A 17,099-nucleotide genomic window follows, 5' to 3' on the forward strand; every position below is an offset into this window, starting at 1 on the left:
ACGAGGCGACGACGATGAGCACCCGACTGATCCACCGGCCGGCCCGCACCACCCGCCCGCCGGCCGCACCCGAACCGCGCTCCATCGAGGCGCCGCCCAACCTGCCCGACGGCAAGACGGGTTCGATCGCGACCTCGCTGCTGCCCGTCGCGGGCGTCATGTCCTCCGTCGTGATGATGACGGTCGTGCGCAACAGCCAGTTCGCCGGCCTCGGCGCGATCATCCTCGTCGTCACCATCGTCGGCTCGCTCGTCCTGGTCTTCTCCCAGCGCGGCAAGGCCCAGCGCACCCGCCGCACCCAGCGCGAGGCCTACCTGGCCTATCTGGAGGACCTGCGCGAGGAGTTGTCGGGGGAGGAGCGCGAGCGGCGCGAGAGCACCCAGGTGCTGAACCCGCCGCCGGACGCGCTGTACGACATCGTGCGCGACCCCGCCCGGCTGTGGGAGCGACGGCGCCTGGACGCCGACTTCCTGCGGGTGCGCGTCGGCACCGGCGAGATGCCCGTGCGCGACCTCAAGGTGGACCCGCCCGGGTCCTCCGTGCTCACCCCGCCCGACGAGTTCATGCTGAACGAGGCCTCCGCCCTCGTCGCCCGCTTCGGCAACGGCACCGAACTGCCCCTCACCGTCCCCCTCGACCGCGTCGGCAACGTCACCGTCATCGGCCGGCGCGAGGACACGCTCCGCGTCGCCCGTGCACTCCTCGCGCAGGCCGCCGCCACCCACGCGCCCGACGACGTGGCCATGGCCCTGGCCGCGCCCGGCGACCGGATCGCCGACTGGGCCTGGGCCAAGTGGCTGCCGCACCTGCTCGACTCCGAGCAGTTCGACGGCCCGGTCGCGGCCCGCCGCATCGCCCCCTCGCTGCCCCAGCTGGCCCGCCAGATCGGCGGCGAACTGCGCCGCCGCGCCTCCTACGCGGCCGAGGTCCGGCGCGGCCTGTCCGACAAGGACGCCCTGGCCATGTCCTCGCGCCTGCTCGTCGTGGCGGACGCGCACGGCGGCGACGCCGTCGACCTGCCGCGCCCCGACGACGCGGTCGGCCTGCGCGACATGAGCGTCACCGTGCTGCACCTGCTCGACCAGCGCGTCCAGGAGCCCGGCAGCGTGGGCGTGCGCATCACCGTCGACGGCGAACGCGTCCTCATCGAGGACCTGCGCGAGAAGGAGCCGGTCAGCGCGCACGGCACCGTCGACGACATCGGCGCCCCCTTCGCCGAGGGCCTGGCCCGGATGCTGGCCCCGCTGCGCCTGTCCGCGGAGTCGATGGTCGACGCCCCCCTGACCGGCCCGGTCGACTTCGCCGAACTGCTGGGTATCGACGACGTCGCCGGGCTCGACCTGAGCCGGCTGTGGGCGCCGCGCGGCGAAAGGGCGTTCCTGCGCGTGCCGATCGGCGTGAGCGACGCCAAGGAACCCGTGCTGCTCGACCTGAAGGAGTCCTCCGAGCTGGGCATGGGCCCGCACGGCCTGTGCGTCGGCGCCACCGGCTCCGGCAAGTCCGAGCTGCTGCGCACCCTCGTCCTCGCCCTGGTCGCCACCCACCCGCCGGAGGATCTCGCCCTGGTCCTCGTCGACTACAAGGGCGGCGCCACCTTCGCCCCGTTCGCGAACCTGCCGCACGTGTCCGGCGTCATCACCAACCTGGAGAACCAGGCCGGCCTGGTCGAGCGCGTCCACGCCTCCCTGGCGGGCGAGGTCAAGCGCCGCCAGCAGGTCCTCAAGGACGCGGGCAACGTCGCCGACATCGGCCACTACGCCGCGCTGCGCGCCGAGAAGCGGCCCGACCTGGAGCCCCTGCCGCACCTGTTCGTCGTGATCGACGAGTTCGGTGAACTCCTCACCGCCAAGCCGGACTTCATCGACCTGTTCCTGTCCATCGGCCGCATCGGCCGGTCCATCGGCGTGCACCTGCTGCTGTCCAGCCAGCGCATCGAGGCCGGCAAGCTGAAGGGCCTGGAGACCTACCTGTCGTACCGGCTGGGTCTGCGCACCTTCTCCCCGGACGAGTCCCGCACGGTGCTGGACACCACCGACGCCTTCCACCTGCCCCCGCTGCCCGGCTTCGGCTACCTCAAGGTCGACACCAGCCACTACGAGCGGTTCAAGGCCGGCTACGTCTCCGGCGCCTACCGCGGCCCCGTCCGGCGCGAGAGCGAGGAGGACACGGGCCCGCTCGTGCTGGAGTACGACGCGTACAACACGCTGGGCCAGGAGGACGCCGCCTCCCCGGAGGAGCCGCAGATGCGGCGCCGGGAGACCGGCCCCACCGAGATGGGCATGATGATCGACCAGCTGGAGCGCTCCGGAGCCCGCCCGGTCCGGCAGATCTGGCTCCCCCCGCTGCCCTCGGCGGTCCCGCTCGACAAGGTCGCCGGCCCCGTGCAGGTCGGTCCGCGCGGCATGCAGCTCGCCAAGCGCCGCGGCCCGCTCCAGGTGCCGCTGGGTGTCCTCGACGACCCGACCAGGCAGTGGCAGGGCCAGTGGTACCTGGACCTCACGCTGGCCGGCGGCCACGCCGCGATCATCGGCGGCCCCCAGTCCGGCAAGACCACGCTGCTGCGCACCCTCGCCCTCTCCCTGGCCCTGACCCACACCCCGCAGGAGGTCGGCGTCTACGGCCTCGACCTGGTCGGCGGCGGTCTGCAGGCCCTGTCCGGGCTGCCGCACGTCGGCGGCATCGCGGGCCGGGCCGACCGGGAGCGCGCCGCCCGCACCATCGACTCGGTGCGCGCCATGCTCGACCAGCGCGAGGAACTCTTCCGCATCCACAACATCGACTCGCTGGAGCAGCTGCGCGCCCTGCGCGCCGCAGGCCGCCTGCCCGACCTGGCCAGCACCGAGATCGTGCTGCTCATCGACGGGTTCGGCGCCCTGCGCGACGACTTCGAGGACCTCGACGACCCGGTCGTGGACATCCTCAAGCGGGGCAGCGGCTACGGCATCCACGTCGTCGCCGGCATGCTCCGCTGGAACGACGTGCGCATCGCCACCCAGTCCCAGTTCGGCACCCGCGTGGAACTGCGCCTGAACGACCCGAGCGAGTCCAGCATCGACCGCAAGCTCGGCGAGACCCTCTCGCCCGAGGAGAAGGGCCGCGTCCTCATCGACCGCAAGCTCTTCGCCCAGGTCGCCCTGCCCCGCACCGACGGTGCCGCCGACACCGCGGACCTCGGCGCCGTCCTGGAGACCACCGCCCGGGCGATCCGCGCCACCTGGACCGGCGAGGTCGCCCAGCCCGTGCGCGTCCTGCCGCACGTCCTGGAGGCCCACCAGCTGCCCGGCCCCGCCGCCGAACCGCGGCGCGTGCCGATCGGCCTGGACCAGACGCAGCTCGCGCCCGTCCTGGTCGACCTGTTCCACCGCGACCAGCACCTGCTGATCATGGGCGACAGCGAGTGCGGCAAGACCAACCTGCTGAAGGTGATCGCGCGGGGCCTGATCGAGCGCTACGGCGACGACGAGCTGGTCTTCGGCGTGTTCGACCCGCGCCGCGGACTGCGCGGGGTCGTCCCGGAGGAGTACCGGGGCGGCTACGCGTACAACGCCAAGCTGTGCGCCGGCCTGGCCGCCGGCATCGCCTCCGAGCTGGACAAGCGGCTGCCCGACGAGACCGCCGACAACGCCGACCTGGAGCCGGGCAGCTTCTCCGGCCCGCGCATCGTGATCCTCGTCGACGACTACGACGTGCTCACCACGGCCGGGCAGCAGCCGCTGGCGCCCTTCGTGCCGTACATCCCCTCGGCCGTCGACATCGGGCTGCACTTCGTCCTCACCCGCCGGGTCGCGGGCGCCTCGCGCGGCCTGTACGAGCCGCTGATGCAGAGCCTGCGCGAGTCGGGCGCCTCGGCGCTGGTGATGGCGGGGGACCGCAGCGAGGGACAGCTCTTCTCGAACGTGTACGCGAGCCACCAGCCGCCCGGCCGCGGCGTGCTGGTCCGCAGGGGCGAACCGAGCCGGCTCATCCAGACCGTCTACGAGGGGACGAGGTAAACGCGTGACGAAGGATGTCATCGCCCTCACCAGCAAGATGCCCGATCCGCTCAGCGTGCTGGCGGGCCTGCTGTCCGGGGGCCCGGACCTGCTGGTGGGCGCCGAGGGCGAGGGCGCCGTGGTGCAGCTGTGCGACCCGCAGGGCCGCCCGCTGGTGTCCGTGGAGGCGCCGCTGCTGGTGCAGGTCAGGGGGGAGGCCGAGCGGCTGCTCGGGGCGCGGGAGCCCGAGGTGCCCTACTGGTGGACGGAGGCCCGCGCCACCACCGGGGTCAAGGAGGCGGAGGAGCTCGCCGGGACGTTCGCGGCGCGGATCGCCACCCTGGTCGGCGGTACGGCCTGGCCGCCGCAGACGGCGTGGTCCCTCGCGGTGGTCAGGACGGACGGGATGACGGTGGCGCCGGCCCCGGCCGCCGCGCAGCCCGCCGTGGACGTGCTGACCGACAAGGTCGCCGTCGTCATCCAGGACCGTCCCGTGGTCGCGATGACGGCCTGGCTGTCGGACGCCTTCCGCGCCGCCGCAAACGCCGGTCTCGGTCTGCAGATCGTCACCCCGGCGGGCACCCGCCTGTCCCCGGCGGTGCGCAACAGCCTCCCGGGCTGGCCCTCGCGCTGGGTCGTGCAGGACGAGCGGGACGGCTACTACGACGGCCTCACCGGGGCCGTACTGCAGTGGAGCAACGGCCTGTTCGTGACGGTGGAGTCCCCGCAGGCCACCGCCGAGGACCCGCGCACGCCCGTGGCCGCCTCCTTCCAGGAGGGGGTCGTCGAGCAGGGCGACACGGGGGAGCGCCAGCTGGCGATCTCCTTCCGCGCCGTCCACCCCGCCGACGACCGGCTCGTGCTCGGCGGCGCCGTGGAGGCGGTGTGGCGGGAGATCACGGGGGAGCCCCCGGCCGGCTGGGGCACCGAGGAGCCCGCCAACCTGCCCTGGTCGCTGCGCCAGTTGACCGACGTCGCCCACGAACGGGCCCCCGAGCCCAGCTGGTTCGTGGTCGTCGGCACCCCGGAGCGGCCGGGCCTGGCGACGGTCCGCGTCACCCGGACCAAGGCCGGGGTGGAGGAGGACGTCACGATGGTCCTCGGCTACGGACCGGGCGAGCACATCCCCACGGACACCGTGATCACCGCCGCGGAAGCCCTCGCCACCCGGCACGACCTGCAATCCATGCTGGTACAGATCCGCCGGGCCCGGCGCGACCTGTCCGTCCCGCCGCGCTTCGAAGGCCCGGGCGTGCCCTACGCGTTCGTCCTGGGCGCCGAGGAGGTGCGCGAGATGCCGGGCGACCGGGCCCGGCGCACCCCGCTGCCCGAGGCGCCGCGGGAGCTGGGCCCGAAGACCCGCCCCGCGCTCTACTACGCATTCCCGGGCAACCCCTCCGACCTCGCGGGCTGGCAGGACTTCGAGCGCCTCATGCGCCATCTGAAGGGCGAGTAGGCCACACCCTCGGGAACACGGCGGACGGCCCGCACTCCGTACGGAGTGCGGGCCGTCCGCGTCGCCCGGATCGGGTGGGTGGGCTCAGCCCACGGTCGCCTTCTCGCGCTCGCGGCGCTCCACGCCCTGACGCTCACGCGCGGCCTCGGCCGCGTCCCGCTTGAAGGCCCAGTCCATCGCCGGCTCCATCACGCACCGGAACACCCGGCGCACCGGCGCGGTGCACAGCACGGTCACGGCGGCGGCGGCGAGGACGGTCACCGCGATCTCACCGGCCGGGTGGTGCAGCCACGACGGCTCGAACCAGCCCTGGTAGTCGCCGGCCTTCTTCAGGAAGCCGTGCAGCAGGTAGCCGTAGAGCGTGCCGGCGCCCAGCGACGTGAACCACATGTGGCGGCGCGGCACCCAGGCGAAGAAGCAGGCGGTCAGCACCAGGGAGCAGCCGAACAGCGCCAGCACCATCACCGGGCCGGTCCACCACGGCGCGCCCAGTTCCTGCGCGGAGTCGCGGTGGTAGAACCAGGCGGCGTTCATGCGCGGCGCCGCCCACCAGCTGAACGCCACCGCGGCCGCGAAGACGGGCACCGAGGCGATCCGCACCGAACGGCGGCGCACCATGTGGAAGTGCTCGGGCTTCATCGTCAGGCCCAGGACGAAGAACGGCAGGAACTGCAGGACGCGCTGGAGGTCGAGGTCGTCGCCGATCGAGGGGCTGACGGTCGCCAGCACGGCGAGGACCAGGGCGAGCGGCAGGGGCCAGCGCACCGCCTTCCACAGGGGCGTGGTCAGCCGCCACACGAACAGCGCGACCAGGAACCAGGTCAGGTACCAGGGGTCCAGGAGGCTGATCTCGTGGCCCGGGTCGTCGTCGATCCAGCGCTTGAAGAGCGAGTAGGCCGTCTCGAACACGACGTACGGCACGGCGACTCCGGTGACCAGGCGCTTGAGCCGGTCGGGCCGCATGTCGAAACTGCGGGAGAAATAGCCGGAGATGATGATGAACGCCGGCATGTGGAAGGCGTAGACGACCTGGTAGGCGGCGTCGATCACGCGGCTGTCGCCCCGGAGCGGTTCCCAGGAGTGGCCCATCGCCACCAGCACGATCGCGAGGTACTTCGCGTTGTCGAAGAAGGCGTCGCGCTGCTTGCCGTTCTGCTTCTTCTGCGGGCTCTGCGGCGAGCGAGGGCTCGGCACTCCTCCCGCCGGCGGCTGTGCCGGGGGAAGTGGCGCCCTCTGGTCGCCGTTCGGTCGCAGCGAGTTCGTCACAGACCCTCCCACCAGGAGCTCGGGGAGACGATCCGGGACCTCGCTGCGCGTGCGGGGGACGAGGCAGCGTGGAACATTCGAGGCACCCTAGCGTTCCCTGCGGCTATTCGTAAAACGCCGGACGTGAATCCTGGCTATTCAGCTCGGATACCCCCGGATAACGGGTAGTTGACATCGCAACATGCGTGACGGGCGCCACACTTCCGGGGTGCGGCCCGTGCCCCCATCGGCCCCTGCTTGGGGTGATACATCCCGACTAAGCCGGGCATAAGGCCAGCGGGCGACTCCGGTGGAATGTCTGCTTCCGCCCTCTTCGCGGGCTTGTCCGGTGGCTGTCGGCGGGTCCGTGGCGGTGATTTGAATTAGCTGCGAACGCGTTGTGTGGGGACGGCAACGATGTGAATGAATTCCCTGCGCGGGTGGTGTATCGAATTGCCGTGCGACCGGCAGCCGTTGGCCGTCCGCCGCCGGGCGACACGCCGGTCCGGCCCCACCGGAGCGTGGCCGTTGTGTCACCGGCCGCATAGCGGGGCCGTGTTGGTGGCACGATGGTTCTGGCGGGGGTGCGCGGGTCGCTTCCCCGGGCCGGGAGAGCGGACCGACCGAGGGTGTGATCAGTTGTGGCCATTTCACTGTCTGTGGTGCTGCTGTTGGCGATCATCCTTGTGGTGTTGCTGAGAGGGGGCTCCATCAAGGCAGGTCCCGCGATCGTGGCGATCCTCTTCGGCTTCTTCCTCGCCTCGACCGGCATGGCCCCGTCCATCAACAGGTTCCTCAACTCGATAGCGGAAACCATCAACTCCATCAGCTTCTGACCGGCGGGGCCCGCCCCGCGCCGCGGTTCCCCGGCCCGGGCGGATACGCTCGCCCCGACCGAGACGGTGCGTGACGGGGGGAACGTACGGGGATGGCGCTGCGCGACTCCGACCCGGCCGAGGTGGGCGGCTACCGCATCGAGGACCGCCTGGGCTCCGGCGGCATGGGGGTGGTCTACCTCGCCCGCTCGGCCTCCGGCCGGCGCATCGCGGTCAAGGTGGTGCACGCCCAGTACGCCGACGACGACGAGTTCCGCACCCGGTTCCGCCGCGAGGTGGCCGCGGCACGGCGGGTGAGCGGCGCGTTCACGGCCCCCGTCGTGGACGCCGGTGCCGACGCGCCCCGCCCCTGGATGGCCACGCTGTACATACCGGGCGCGGACCTCGGCACCCACGTCCGCACCCACGGCCCGCTCCCGCTGCCCCGCCTGCGCGAACTCGCCGCCGGTCTCGCCGAGGCGCTGCGCGACATCCACCGCGCCGGAGTGGTCCACCGCGACCTGAAGCCGGCCAACGTGATGCTCGCCGAGGACGGCCCGCGCGTCATCGACTTCGGCATCTCCCGTGCCACCGAGGCCGCCGCCTCCGACGCCCTGACGCAGACCGGACGCGTCATGGGCACACCACCCTTCATGTCCCCCGAGCAGTTCGCCTCTCCGCAGGACGTGGGTCCGGCCGCCGACATCTTCTCCCTGGGCTCGGTCCTCACCTACGCGGCCACCGGACGCGGCCCCTTCGACAGCCCGAGCGCCTACGAGACGGCCCTGGCGGTCGTCGAGGGCGAGCCCGACCTCACGGGCGTGCCGCGGGAACTGCTGGCCTGCCTGCGCCTGTGCCTGGACAAGGACCGCTTCGCCCGCCCCGCCGCGGACGAACTGTTCACGCTGCTGCGCGAGGCCCCCGGCGCGTCCGCCGGGCATCCCCGGGCCGGCGCCGCCGCCCCCGGACGCGCCCGCCCCGGGCCGGTCCCCCGCCCGACCGAACCGTCCGGCACGGTCTGGCCCGAGCCGGCCCGCACCGAGCGGGGGAGGACCCCCCAGTCCCCGCCCGGGGAGGCGGACGCCGGACACCACACCCGACGCCACCCCGCCCCGCCCCCACCGGCACCCCCCACCGACACCACCCCACCCGGCCCGGACCACACCCCGCCCGGCCCCGAGGCCTCGCAGGCCGAACCCGCGTCACCCCCCACCGACACCACCCCACCCGGCCCGGGGACCCCGGCGCGAGACGAGGAGCGCACCCCGCCCGGCCCCGGGACCCCGCAGGCAGAGCCTCCGGCCCCTGGCACGGGCCGTGCCCCAAGGCGCCGCAGGAACGCCCTGATGCTGGCGGGGGCCGCCGTCTCGGTCGTTCTCGCCGCGCTGGTCACCACCACGCTCACCCTGACCCGCGACACCGGCCGCACGCCCTCGTCCTCCGCCGAGGCGGCCGACCTGCCCGAGGGCTGGCGGGCGTGGGCCGCCGGGCCGGTGCCGCTGAAGGGTGCCGATCGCCGGCCCGGCGACTCCGCCGCGTTCCGGCGGTGCACCGCCGTGGACACGTCCCTGGTGTGTGCGGGCGGCCAGGTCATGGCCACCCGCTACGACCTCGCCCGCGGCGAGCGCACCTGGACCCGTTTCGTCGACCCGACGGCGCCGGACGGCCTGGCCTCGGACGAGGGCTCGATCATCGGCGCGGACGGCGACCGCGTCTACGCCTACCAGGCGGACAGCCGGGAGATGGCGGACGGCGCCGGCCCTCTGTTCACCTACACGGTCGCGGCCCTGTCCGCCCGGACCGGCGAGGTGCTCTGGCGGACCCGGACGGCCGACGGCCAGACCGCCGGCGCGCCCGACGCCGAGGTCGGCGGCGCCGCCGCCCTCTCCGAGGGCGTGCTCACGGCCTACGGCGCGACGGGCGACGAGTACGCCCTGCTCGACGCCGCCACCGGCGAGGTCCGCTGGAGGCGTCCCGAACCGCAGGGCGCACAGACCTGCGCCCTGCACGCCGTGGCGCAACGGCCCTATCTGATCTGCACCACCGGCATGTGGCAGCAGGACACCGCCCGGACGACCGTGTCCGAGCTGGACGCGGCCACCGGCAAGGCCCGCTGGACGGCCTGGGCGGAGGGCGACCTGGAGCTGCTCGGCCGGGACGGCGACCACCTGGTGCTGGCCGTCCGGGACGCGCCCGGCAAGGGCCTGACCCGGGTCCACACCGGCACCCACGCCGTGACCACCGTCCGGGTCTCCGCCCAGCAGGCCGACGCCTCCGCCGCCCACCTGCTGCGGGGCAGGGTCTACTTCACCCGGGGCAGCGGCGGCGTGAGCGCGGTCTCGCCGCGCACCGGGCGGACGCTCTGGAACAGCAACTCCACCGTGGAACGGCAGGGCCCCCCGGCGGCCTCCGCCACACACGTCTACTTCGCGTCGCCCAGCGGCCGGGTGGCGGCCCTCGACGTGCGCACCGGGAAGGTCGAGGGCGACCAGGACGGCCGCGACGACAGCGGCGAACCCGACGACACCACCGGCGCGCCCCCCACCCTGGTCGGCGACGCCCTGTACGTCCCCTACGGCACCCGCTCCGTCTACACCCTGAACGTCCGCGACCTCTGACGCCCGGACCAGATCGTCCTGGGCCTCCGCGCAGGCAAAAACACTCAGGGCCAGGCGGAGGAATGATCCTCCGACCTGGCCCTGAGCCATGAAGAGCGGGCGACGGGAATCGAACCCGCGTAGCTAGTTTGGAAGACTAGGGCTCTACCATTGAGCTACGCCCGCACAGCACGCGCCGCAGGTCGGGTGACCGCGGCACTGCAGGCATCGTAGCGGGTCGCCCCCCTTCGCCGCACACCGCATTCCCGCTCCGCCCGACGCGGCGCCGGCACCCCGGAAATGCGGCGGCCGCACGGCCTGCCGGCATGTACCCTACGTGTCGCACCAGACGGGGTGTGGCGCAGCTTGGTAGCGCGTCCGCTTTGGGAGCGGAAGGCCGTGGGTTCAAATCCCGCCACCCCGACCAGCCACCCGGTCACCTCGCGTGATCGTCTCCCGGTCACTGACGTGATCGCCTTTTGGGCGGTGTAGTCCCTGCCGTTACTATGCAAGCTGCACGCCCGTGTGTCTCAGCGTCTGAAGTCCTCCGGGCGGCGAAATCCGCCGGGCCGCTCTGGCCCCGGCAGAACCCAAGCAGTCAGCCACAAGGAGACCGAACCGTGAAGAGCGCCGTGGAGACCCTGAACCCGACTCGGGTTCGGCTCACTGTCGAGGTGCCCTTCGAGGAGCTCAAGGACAGCCTCGACGCGGCGTACAAGAAGATCAACCAGCAGGTCACGGTGAAGGGCTTCCGCAAGGGCAAGGTCCCGGCCCGGGTCATCGACCAGCGGTTCGGCCGCGGTGCGGTGCTGGAGGAGGCCGTCAACGACGCGCTTCCGAAGTTCTACACCGACGCGGTGAACGAGGCCGAGCTCAGCGTGCTGGGCCAGCCCGAGGTCGACATCACGGAGCTGAAGGACGGCGAGACGCTGAACTTCACCGCCGAGGTCGACATCCGCCCGTCCATCGAGATCCCGGACTACTCCGGCATCGAGGTCGAGGTCGACGCGGTCGAGGTCACCGACGAGGACGTCGACAAGGCCGTCGAGGAGCTGCGCGAGCGCTTCGCCTCCACCGCCCCGGTCGAGCGTGCCGCCGAGGACGGCGACGTCGTCACCATCGACCTGGAGGCCAAGGTCGAGGGCGAGGTCCTGGAGGACGGCATCGCCAACGGCGTCTCCTACACCATCGGCTCCGGCGAGCTGCTGGACGGCATCGACGACGCCGTGAAGGGCCTGGAGGCCGGTGGCGAGGCCACCTTCACCTCCGAGCTCAAGGGCGGCTCGGCGGCCGGCAAGGAGGCCGAGGTCACCGTCAAGGTCACCCAGGTCGCCAAGCGCGAACTGCCCGAGCTGGACGACGAGTTCGCGCAGCTCGCCTCCGAGTTCGACACCCTCGAGGAGCTGCGCGCCGACAGCCGCAAGCGCCTCGAGAACATGAAGCAGTACGACCAGGCCACGCAGGCCCAGGAGCGCGTCCTGGAGAAGCTGCTCGAGCTGGTCGAGGTGCCCGTCCCCGAGAAGCTGCTCGAGGACGAGATCAACACCCGCAAGCACAACCTGGAGCACCACCAGCTCGGCCAGATGGGCCTCGACCTCGCGAAGTACCTGGAGATCCAGGGCAAGACCGAGGAGGAGTTCGACTCCGAGACCCGTGAGGCCGCGGTCAAGGGCATCAAGACCCAGTTCGTGCTCGACGAGCTGGTCAAGCAGGAGAAGCTGAACGTCAACCAGGAGGAGCTCACCGAGCACCTCATGCGCCGCGCCGCCTCCTCCGGCATGTCCCCCGACCAGTTCGCCCAGGCGGTCGTCGAGGGCGGCCAGGTTCCGCTCCTGGTCGGCGAGGTCGCCCGCGGCAAGGCCCTGGCCGTCGTGGTCGAGAAGGCCACGGTCAAGGACACCAACGGCGAGGTCGTCGACCTCGACGACGAGGACGAGGACACCACCGAGGCCTCCGCCGAGGAGACCCCGGCCGAGTCCGCCGAGGAGAAGACCGAGGGCTGATCCCCGGTCGCGTGAGTTCATGAGAAGGCCCTGGGGCGTGCCCCGGGGCCTTCTTGTCACCCAGGGGGCAGCGCTCCTCGGGGGAGCGGGGAACCGCGCGACGAGCCCCCACCCGCCCGCAGCCCGGCGAGGGCCGAACCACCCGCGGCGAGACCGCACGGCCTCCCGGCGGAGCCCACCGCGCTACGCCCCCGGCGAACACTCCCATCTCCGGGATTCCCCGGGAGGACCCGCGCGTTAGGGTCCATGAATACCAGGGCAGAGGAGTCCCCGAACGGCTCCGAGCCCCGCAGGGAAACGTGAGACGGCCCGGCGCCGTCGTAAGACGAGCAGGTGGATACGTGACGAATCTGATGCCTTCAGCCGCCGGCGAGCCTTCCATCGGTGGTGGCCTCGGCGACCAGGTCTACAACCGGCTGCTCAACGAGCGGATCATCTTCCTCGGCCAGCCGGTCGACGACGACATTGCCAACAAGATCACCGCACAGCTGCTGCTCCTTGCCGCCGACCCGGACAAGGACATCTACCTGTACATCAACAGCCCCGGCGGTTCGATCACGGCCGGCATGGCGATCTACGACACGATGCAGTTCATCAAGAACGACGTGGTGACCATCGCCATGGGTCTCGCGGCTTCCATGGGGCAGTTCCTGCTCAGCGCGGGCACCCCCGGCAAGCGCTTCGCGCTGCCGAACGCCGAGATCCTGATCCACCAGCCCTCCGCGGGTCTGGCCGGTTCGGCCTCGGACATCAAGATCCACGCCGAGCGGCTGCTGCACACCAAGAAGCGCATGGCCGAGCTCACCGCTCAGCACACCGGCCAGTCGGTCGAGCAGATCACCCGCGACTCGGACCGCGACCGCTGGTTCGACGCCTTCGAGGCCAAGGAGTACGGCCTCATCGACGACGTGATCCCCACGGCCGCCGGCATGCCGGGCGGCGGCGGCACCGGGGCCTGAGCGGTCCTCACGGGGCCTGTGGCGCCCCGTGAGGCCACGGAGCCCCGCCCAGGGGCCCCAGCGGACCCCAGTCAGCCCCAGCCGACCGCCTCAGCCCTTTCCAGGAGACACCGTGAACCAGTTCCCCGGCAGTGGGATCTACGACCGTATGCACGCCATGCAGGACATGAGCGGCTCGCAGGGCCGCTACACCGGCCCGCAGGCCGAGTCCCGCTACGTCATCCCGCGTTTCGTCGAGCGCACCTCGCAGGGCATCCGCGAGTACGACCCGTACGCGAAGCTCTTCGAGGAGCGCGTGATCTTCCTCGGCGTCCAGATCGACGACGCCTCCGCCAACGACGTCATGGCGCAGCTGCTGTGCCTGGAGTCGATGGACCCCGACCGTGACATCTCGGTCTACATCAACAGCCCGGGCGGCTCCTTCACCGCGCTCACGGCGATCTACGACACCATGCAGTACGTCAAGCCGGACATCCAGACGGTCTGCATGGGCCAGGCCGCCTCCGCCGCCGCCGTCCTGCTCGCCGCCGGCACGCCGGGCAAGCGCATGGCCCTGCCGAACGCGCGCGTGCTGATCCACCAGCCCTACAGCGAGACGGGCCGCGGCCAGGTGTCCGACCTGGAGATCGCCGCCAACGAGATCCTCCGCATGCGCACGCAGCTGGAGGAGATGCTGGCCAAGCACTCGACCCAGACGATCGACAAGATCCGCGAGGACATCGAGCGCGACAAGATCCTCACGGCCGAGGACGCCCTGAGCTACGGCCTGATCGACCAGATCATCACCACCCGGAAGATGGACAACTCGAGCCTGCGCTGAGGCGAGAGGCTGTAACGTCTGCCGCCCCTTGGCACGGTTTGACACGGTCCACGTCGAAGCGAACCGCGCCAAGGGGGGCCCGGACGGGGGGCCCGGCAAGGTACCGTCGGACATAAGGCAGCACCAGGAGTCCGCTGGACGTCGACGTCCAGGAGTCTCCCAGGCGAAGGGGAAGCACACCGTGGCACGCATCGGTGACGGCGGCGATCTGCTCAAGTGCTCGTTCTGCGGCAAGAGCCAGAAGCAGGTCAAGAAGCTCATCGCAGGGCCCGGTGTGTACATCTGCGACGAGTGCATCGACCTCTGCAACGAGATCATCGAGGAAGAACTCGCGGAGACCAGCGAGGTCCGCTGGGAGGAACTCCCGAAGCCGCGCGAGATCTACGAGTTCCTCGAGGGCTACGTGGTCGGCCAGGAGGCCGCCAAGAAGGCCCTGTCCGTCGCGGTGTACAACCACTACAAGCGCGTCCAGGCCGGGGAGAACGGCGGGGCCAACGGCCGTGACGACGCCATCGAGTTGGCGAAGTCCAACATCCTCCTGCTCGGCCCCACGGGCTCGGGCAAGACCCTCCTCGCGCAGACCCTCGCGCGCATGCTGAACGTCCCGTTCGCGATCGCCGACGCCACGGCCCTGACGGAGGCCGGCTACGTCGGCGAGGACGTCGAGAACATCCTGCTGAAGCTGATCCAGGCGGCCGACTACGACGTCAAGAAGGCCGAGACCGGGATCATCTACATCGACGAGATCGACAAGGTCGCGCGGAAGAGCGAGAACCCCTCGATCACGCGTGACGTGTCGGGCGAGGGTGTCCAGCAGGCCCTGCTGAAGATCCTGGAGGGCACCACGGCCTCCGTGCCGCCGCAGGGCGGGCGCAAGCACCCCCACCAGGAGTTCATCCAGATCGACACGACGAACGTGCTGTTCATCGTGGGCGGTGCCTTCGCCGGACTCGAGAAGATCATCGAGGCCCGGGCCGGCGCCAAGGGCATCGGCTTCGGCGCGCAGATCCGCTCCAAGCGCGAGATGGAGTCCAAGGACCAGTTCCAGGAGGTCATGCCGGAGGACCTGGTCAAGTTCGGCATGATCCCCGAGTTCATCGGGCGCCTGCCGGTCATCACCTCGGTGCACAACCTCGACCGCGAGGCGCTGCTCCAGATCCTCGTCGAGCCGCGCAACGCGCTGGTGAAGCAGTACCAGCGCCTGTTCGAACTCGACGGTGTGGAGCTGGACTTCGAGCGCGAGGCGCTGGAGGCCATCGCCGACCAGGCCATCCTCCGCCAGACCGGCGCGCGCGGCCTGCGCGCCATCATGGAGGAAGTCCTCCAGGGCGTCATGTACGAGGTCCCGTCCCGCAAGGACGTGGCCCGGGTCGTCATCACGGCGGACGTCGTCCAGTCCAACGTCAACCCGACCCTGATCCCGAGGGACGCGCGCGGCCGAGGCCCGGGCGAGCAGAAGACGGCCTGACCACCCCCCGACACACAAAGGCGCCCGGCGACATCGCCGGGCGCCTTTGCCGTTGCCGAGTCGGCGTCAGGCCTTAGTCAGGGTTCGTGCGCTTCTCGCCGTTGCAGAAGCCGATCAGCGTGGAGCCGTTGAAGAGGCCACCCTGGACCCAGGCGGACCTGATGCCCTGGGCGTCAGTCGCCGAGGTGTCCCAGGAGTCCGTGGTTCCGGACCCCTTCGTGTTCTTGTGCCAACTCCAGTAGCGGGTCTCCCCGTCGCGCTGCTTCGTCACGAGTCGGACCGCCGCGCTGAAACCGTCGGCCCTGAGATCCTTCGCTTCCAGATGAAGGCTGGACAAGGAGTTGGCGGATGCCCAGTTCCAGGACCCGATGGCCCGTGCGCCGTCCGGTACCACCACTCCGCCCGGCTGCTGCGCTTGGCAACTGCTCGATGCCTCGTACGCGGCAGCGGGAGTGGCCGTGAGGGGAATGGCAAGCACGGCGACAGACGTCGCGACGAGTAATGAAGGCCATGTACGCACAAGAAAACCCTTCATATGTTCGATTGACGTGCCCACGTTATCCAACCTGGCCGCCATCGCGAAGGACGGCGCGCTGGTGGATGGCGTCGCCCGACCTCGCTTCTCCCCGGTCGAGTGACAGGTCACCGCTGTGGCTTTCCTCAATGGCGGCCTGACCCACCCCCCGACACACAAAGGCGCCCGGCGACATCGCCGGGCGCCTTTGCCGTTGCCGAGTTGGCGTCAGGCCTTGACGCGGACTTCCCCGCGCACCTTCGTGGTGAGGTCGATCGCCACGTCCTTGGTGACGCCCTGCGCCGCGTCACCGGGGGAGATGATGGCGATGGTGCTGTAATCGGCCCACGCGCAGAACCAGTTGACCTTCTCCTTCTTGGTCAGCTGGTCCTGGCCCTTGACCGACTGGCACTTCATGACCGCGCCGTCGAGATCCGCCGACTCCGGCTCGCCGACCAGTTCGGGCTTGTCGGAACCGGTGGAGGACTCCTTCTCGGCCGACTTCCTGAAGTTGGTGAAGAACAGGTCCAGCGTGGCCTCCGGGTCGGAGATCTCACCGTAGGCACCGGCCACCGACAGGGTCTTGGCCGTGGCCATCTTCGCGGCGGACGCCGGGTCGTTCGGGTCGTAGTCGCTCAGGTCGACCGTCGAGTACAGGCCCGCCGCCGTCTTGGCGTTCTTCACGCCGCTCTTCTCCAGCTCCGCCGTCGAGTCGTCGCCGGCGGTCTGCCCGTCCTTGGTGGTGCGCTGGTAGTCGGTGAGCACCTTCGCCGGCGTCGCCAGCTTGTGCGGTCCGTCGTCCTCCAGCGCGCCCGCGCCGCCGCTGCCGCCGAGGACGAAGTACGCGCCCACGCCGATCGCCGCGACGACCGCCACCGCGCCGATGATCAGGCCCGTCTTCTTCTTGCCGCCGCCCGGCGCCGGAGGCTGCGGCATGCCGTAGGGGGCCTGGCCGTAGGGCGGCTGCTGGCCGTACGGGGGCTGCTGCGGCGGGACGCCCTGCGGGGGCTGCTGCGGGTAGCCGTATCCGGGCTGGGGCGGAGGGGCCTGCTGGGGGTAGCCGTAGCCGGGCTGGGGCGCCTGCGGCGGCTGGCCGTACGGGCCCGGCTGGCCGTACGGTCCGGGCTGCTGGGGCTGCCCGCCGTACGGGCCCGGCTGGTTGTAGCTCATCTTCTGGGTTCCCCTCCAGATGCTCGGGTCTTACCGACATCCTGGCGCAGACCCGCCGTGTGCATGGCATCGGGGCCGCCA

General features: G+C 71.3%; 11 protein-coding genes and 2 tRNA genes. 9 read left to right on the top strand and 4 right to left on the bottom strand.

Annotated features, from left to right (window positions below; translation table 11 throughout):
- Positions 1–14: 14 nt before the first annotated feature.
- Together eccCa and ACH4C6_RS22335 are read left to right on the top strand one after the other, a co-directional pair.
- The gene (gene eccCa, locus ACH4C6_RS22330) at positions 15–3,992 is read left to right on the top strand and encodes a type VII secretion protein EccCa (RefSeq protein WP_398110344.1); all 3,978 of its coding nucleotides are present in this window, start codon (positions 15–17) and stop codon (positions 3,990–3,992) included.
- A gap of 4 nt (positions 3,993–3,996) precedes the next feature.
- Complete coding sequence (locus tag ACH4C6_RS22335) at positions 3,997–5,427, top strand: DUF6177 family protein (RefSeq protein ID WP_398110345.1); 1,431 nt, start codon at positions 3,997–3,999, stop codon at positions 5,425–5,427.
- Between the two features lie 84 nt (positions 5,428–5,511).
- On the opposite strand, the gene ACH4C6_RS22340 is transcribed toward ACH4C6_RS22335, so the two are convergent.
- The gene (locus tag ACH4C6_RS22340) at positions 5,512–6,693 is read right to left on the bottom strand and encodes an acyltransferase family protein (protein ID WP_398110346.1); all 1,182 of its coding nucleotides are present in this window, start codon (positions 6,691–6,693) and stop codon (positions 5,512–5,514) included.
- Between the two features lie 620 nt (positions 6,694–7,313).
- Here ACH4C6_RS22340 and ACH4C6_RS22345 point away from each other — a divergent pair.
- Positions 7,314–7,508 (top strand): hypothetical protein, encoded by a 195-nt coding sequence (locus tag ACH4C6_RS22345; protein ID WP_010041885.1) that lies wholly within the window; start codon positions 7,314–7,316, stop codon positions 7,506–7,508.
- Between the two features lie 92 nt (positions 7,509–7,600).
- A complete protein-coding gene (locus tag ACH4C6_RS22350) occupies positions 7,601–10,105 on the top strand; it encodes a protein kinase (protein ID WP_398110347.1) in 2,505 nt (834 codons plus the stop codon).
- Positions 10,106–10,199: 94 nt separating this feature from the next.
- On the opposite strand, the gene ACH4C6_RS22355 is transcribed toward ACH4C6_RS22350, so the two are convergent.
- Positions 10,200–10,270, bottom strand: a tRNA-Gly gene (locus ACH4C6_RS22355).
- Between the two features lie 164 nt (positions 10,271–10,434).
- Here ACH4C6_RS22355 and ACH4C6_RS22360 point away from each other — a divergent pair.
- The 5 genes from ACH4C6_RS22360 (at position 10,435) to clpX (ending at position 15,334) form a co-directional block, all read left to right on the top strand.
- Positions 10,435–10,511 (top strand) — tRNA-Pro (locus tag ACH4C6_RS22360).
- Between the two features lie 193 nt (positions 10,512–10,704).
- The gene (tig, locus tag ACH4C6_RS22365) at positions 10,705–12,087 is read left to right on the top strand and encodes a trigger factor (protein ID WP_398110348.1); all 1,383 of its coding nucleotides are present in this window, start codon (positions 10,705–10,707) and stop codon (positions 12,085–12,087) included.
- A gap of 353 nt (positions 12,088–12,440) precedes the next feature.
- A complete protein-coding gene (locus tag ACH4C6_RS22370) occupies positions 12,441–13,046 on the top strand; it encodes an ATP-dependent Clp protease proteolytic subunit (RefSeq protein ID WP_086603934.1) in 606 nt (201 codons plus the stop codon).
- Between the two features lie 112 nt (positions 13,047–13,158).
- Entirely contained in the window at positions 13,159–13,866 is a 708-nt protein-coding gene (locus tag ACH4C6_RS22375) for an ATP-dependent Clp protease proteolytic subunit (RefSeq protein ID WP_398110349.1), read from the top strand.
- Positions 13,867–14,047: 181 nt separating this feature from the next.
- Positions 14,048–15,334, top strand: a complete 1,287-nt coding sequence (clpX, locus tag ACH4C6_RS22380) for an ATP-dependent Clp protease ATP-binding subunit ClpX (protein WP_031114127.1) — start codon at positions 14,048–14,050, stop codon at positions 15,332–15,334.
- 73 nt (positions 15,335–15,407) lie between these two features.
- Here the strand turns inward: clpX and ACH4C6_RS22385 are convergent, their stop codons facing one another.
- On the bottom strand, positions 15,408–15,605 hold the full coding sequence (locus ACH4C6_RS22385; RefSeq protein WP_398110350.1) for a hypothetical protein: 198 nt from the start codon (positions 15,603–15,605) through the stop codon (positions 15,408–15,410).
- Positions 15,606–16,076: 471 nt separating this feature from the next.
- On the bottom strand, positions 16,077–17,018 hold the full coding sequence (locus ACH4C6_RS22390) for a hypothetical protein (protein WP_398110351.1): 942 nt from the start codon (positions 17,016–17,018) through the stop codon (positions 16,077–16,079).
- Positions 17,019–17,099 lie beyond the last annotated feature (81 nt).

The organism is Streptomyces sp. NPDC017943, from assembly GCF_044328425.1.
GTDB classification, from domain to species: Bacteria; Actinomycetota; Actinomycetes; order Streptomycetales; family Streptomycetaceae; genus Streptomyces; species Streptomyces djakartensis_A.

Excerpts from the sequence above, each read along its gene's own strand:
- eccCa (WP_398110344.1), top strand. The coding sequence starts at position 15 with ATGAGCACCCGACTGATCCACCGGCCGGCCCGCACCACCCGCCCGCCG.
- ACH4C6_RS22370 (WP_086603934.1), top strand. The coding sequence starts at position 12,441 with ATGCCTTCAGCCGCCGGCGAGCCTTCCATCGGTGGTGGCCTCGGCGAC.
- ACH4C6_RS22390 (WP_398110351.1), bottom strand. The coding sequence starts at position 17,018 with ATGAGCTACAACCAGCCGGGCCCGTACGGCGGGCAGCCCCAGCAGCCC.
- ACH4C6_RS22350 (WP_398110347.1), top strand. The coding sequence starts at position 7,601 with ATGGCGCTGCGCGACTCCGACCCGGCCGAGGTGGGCGGCTACCGCATC.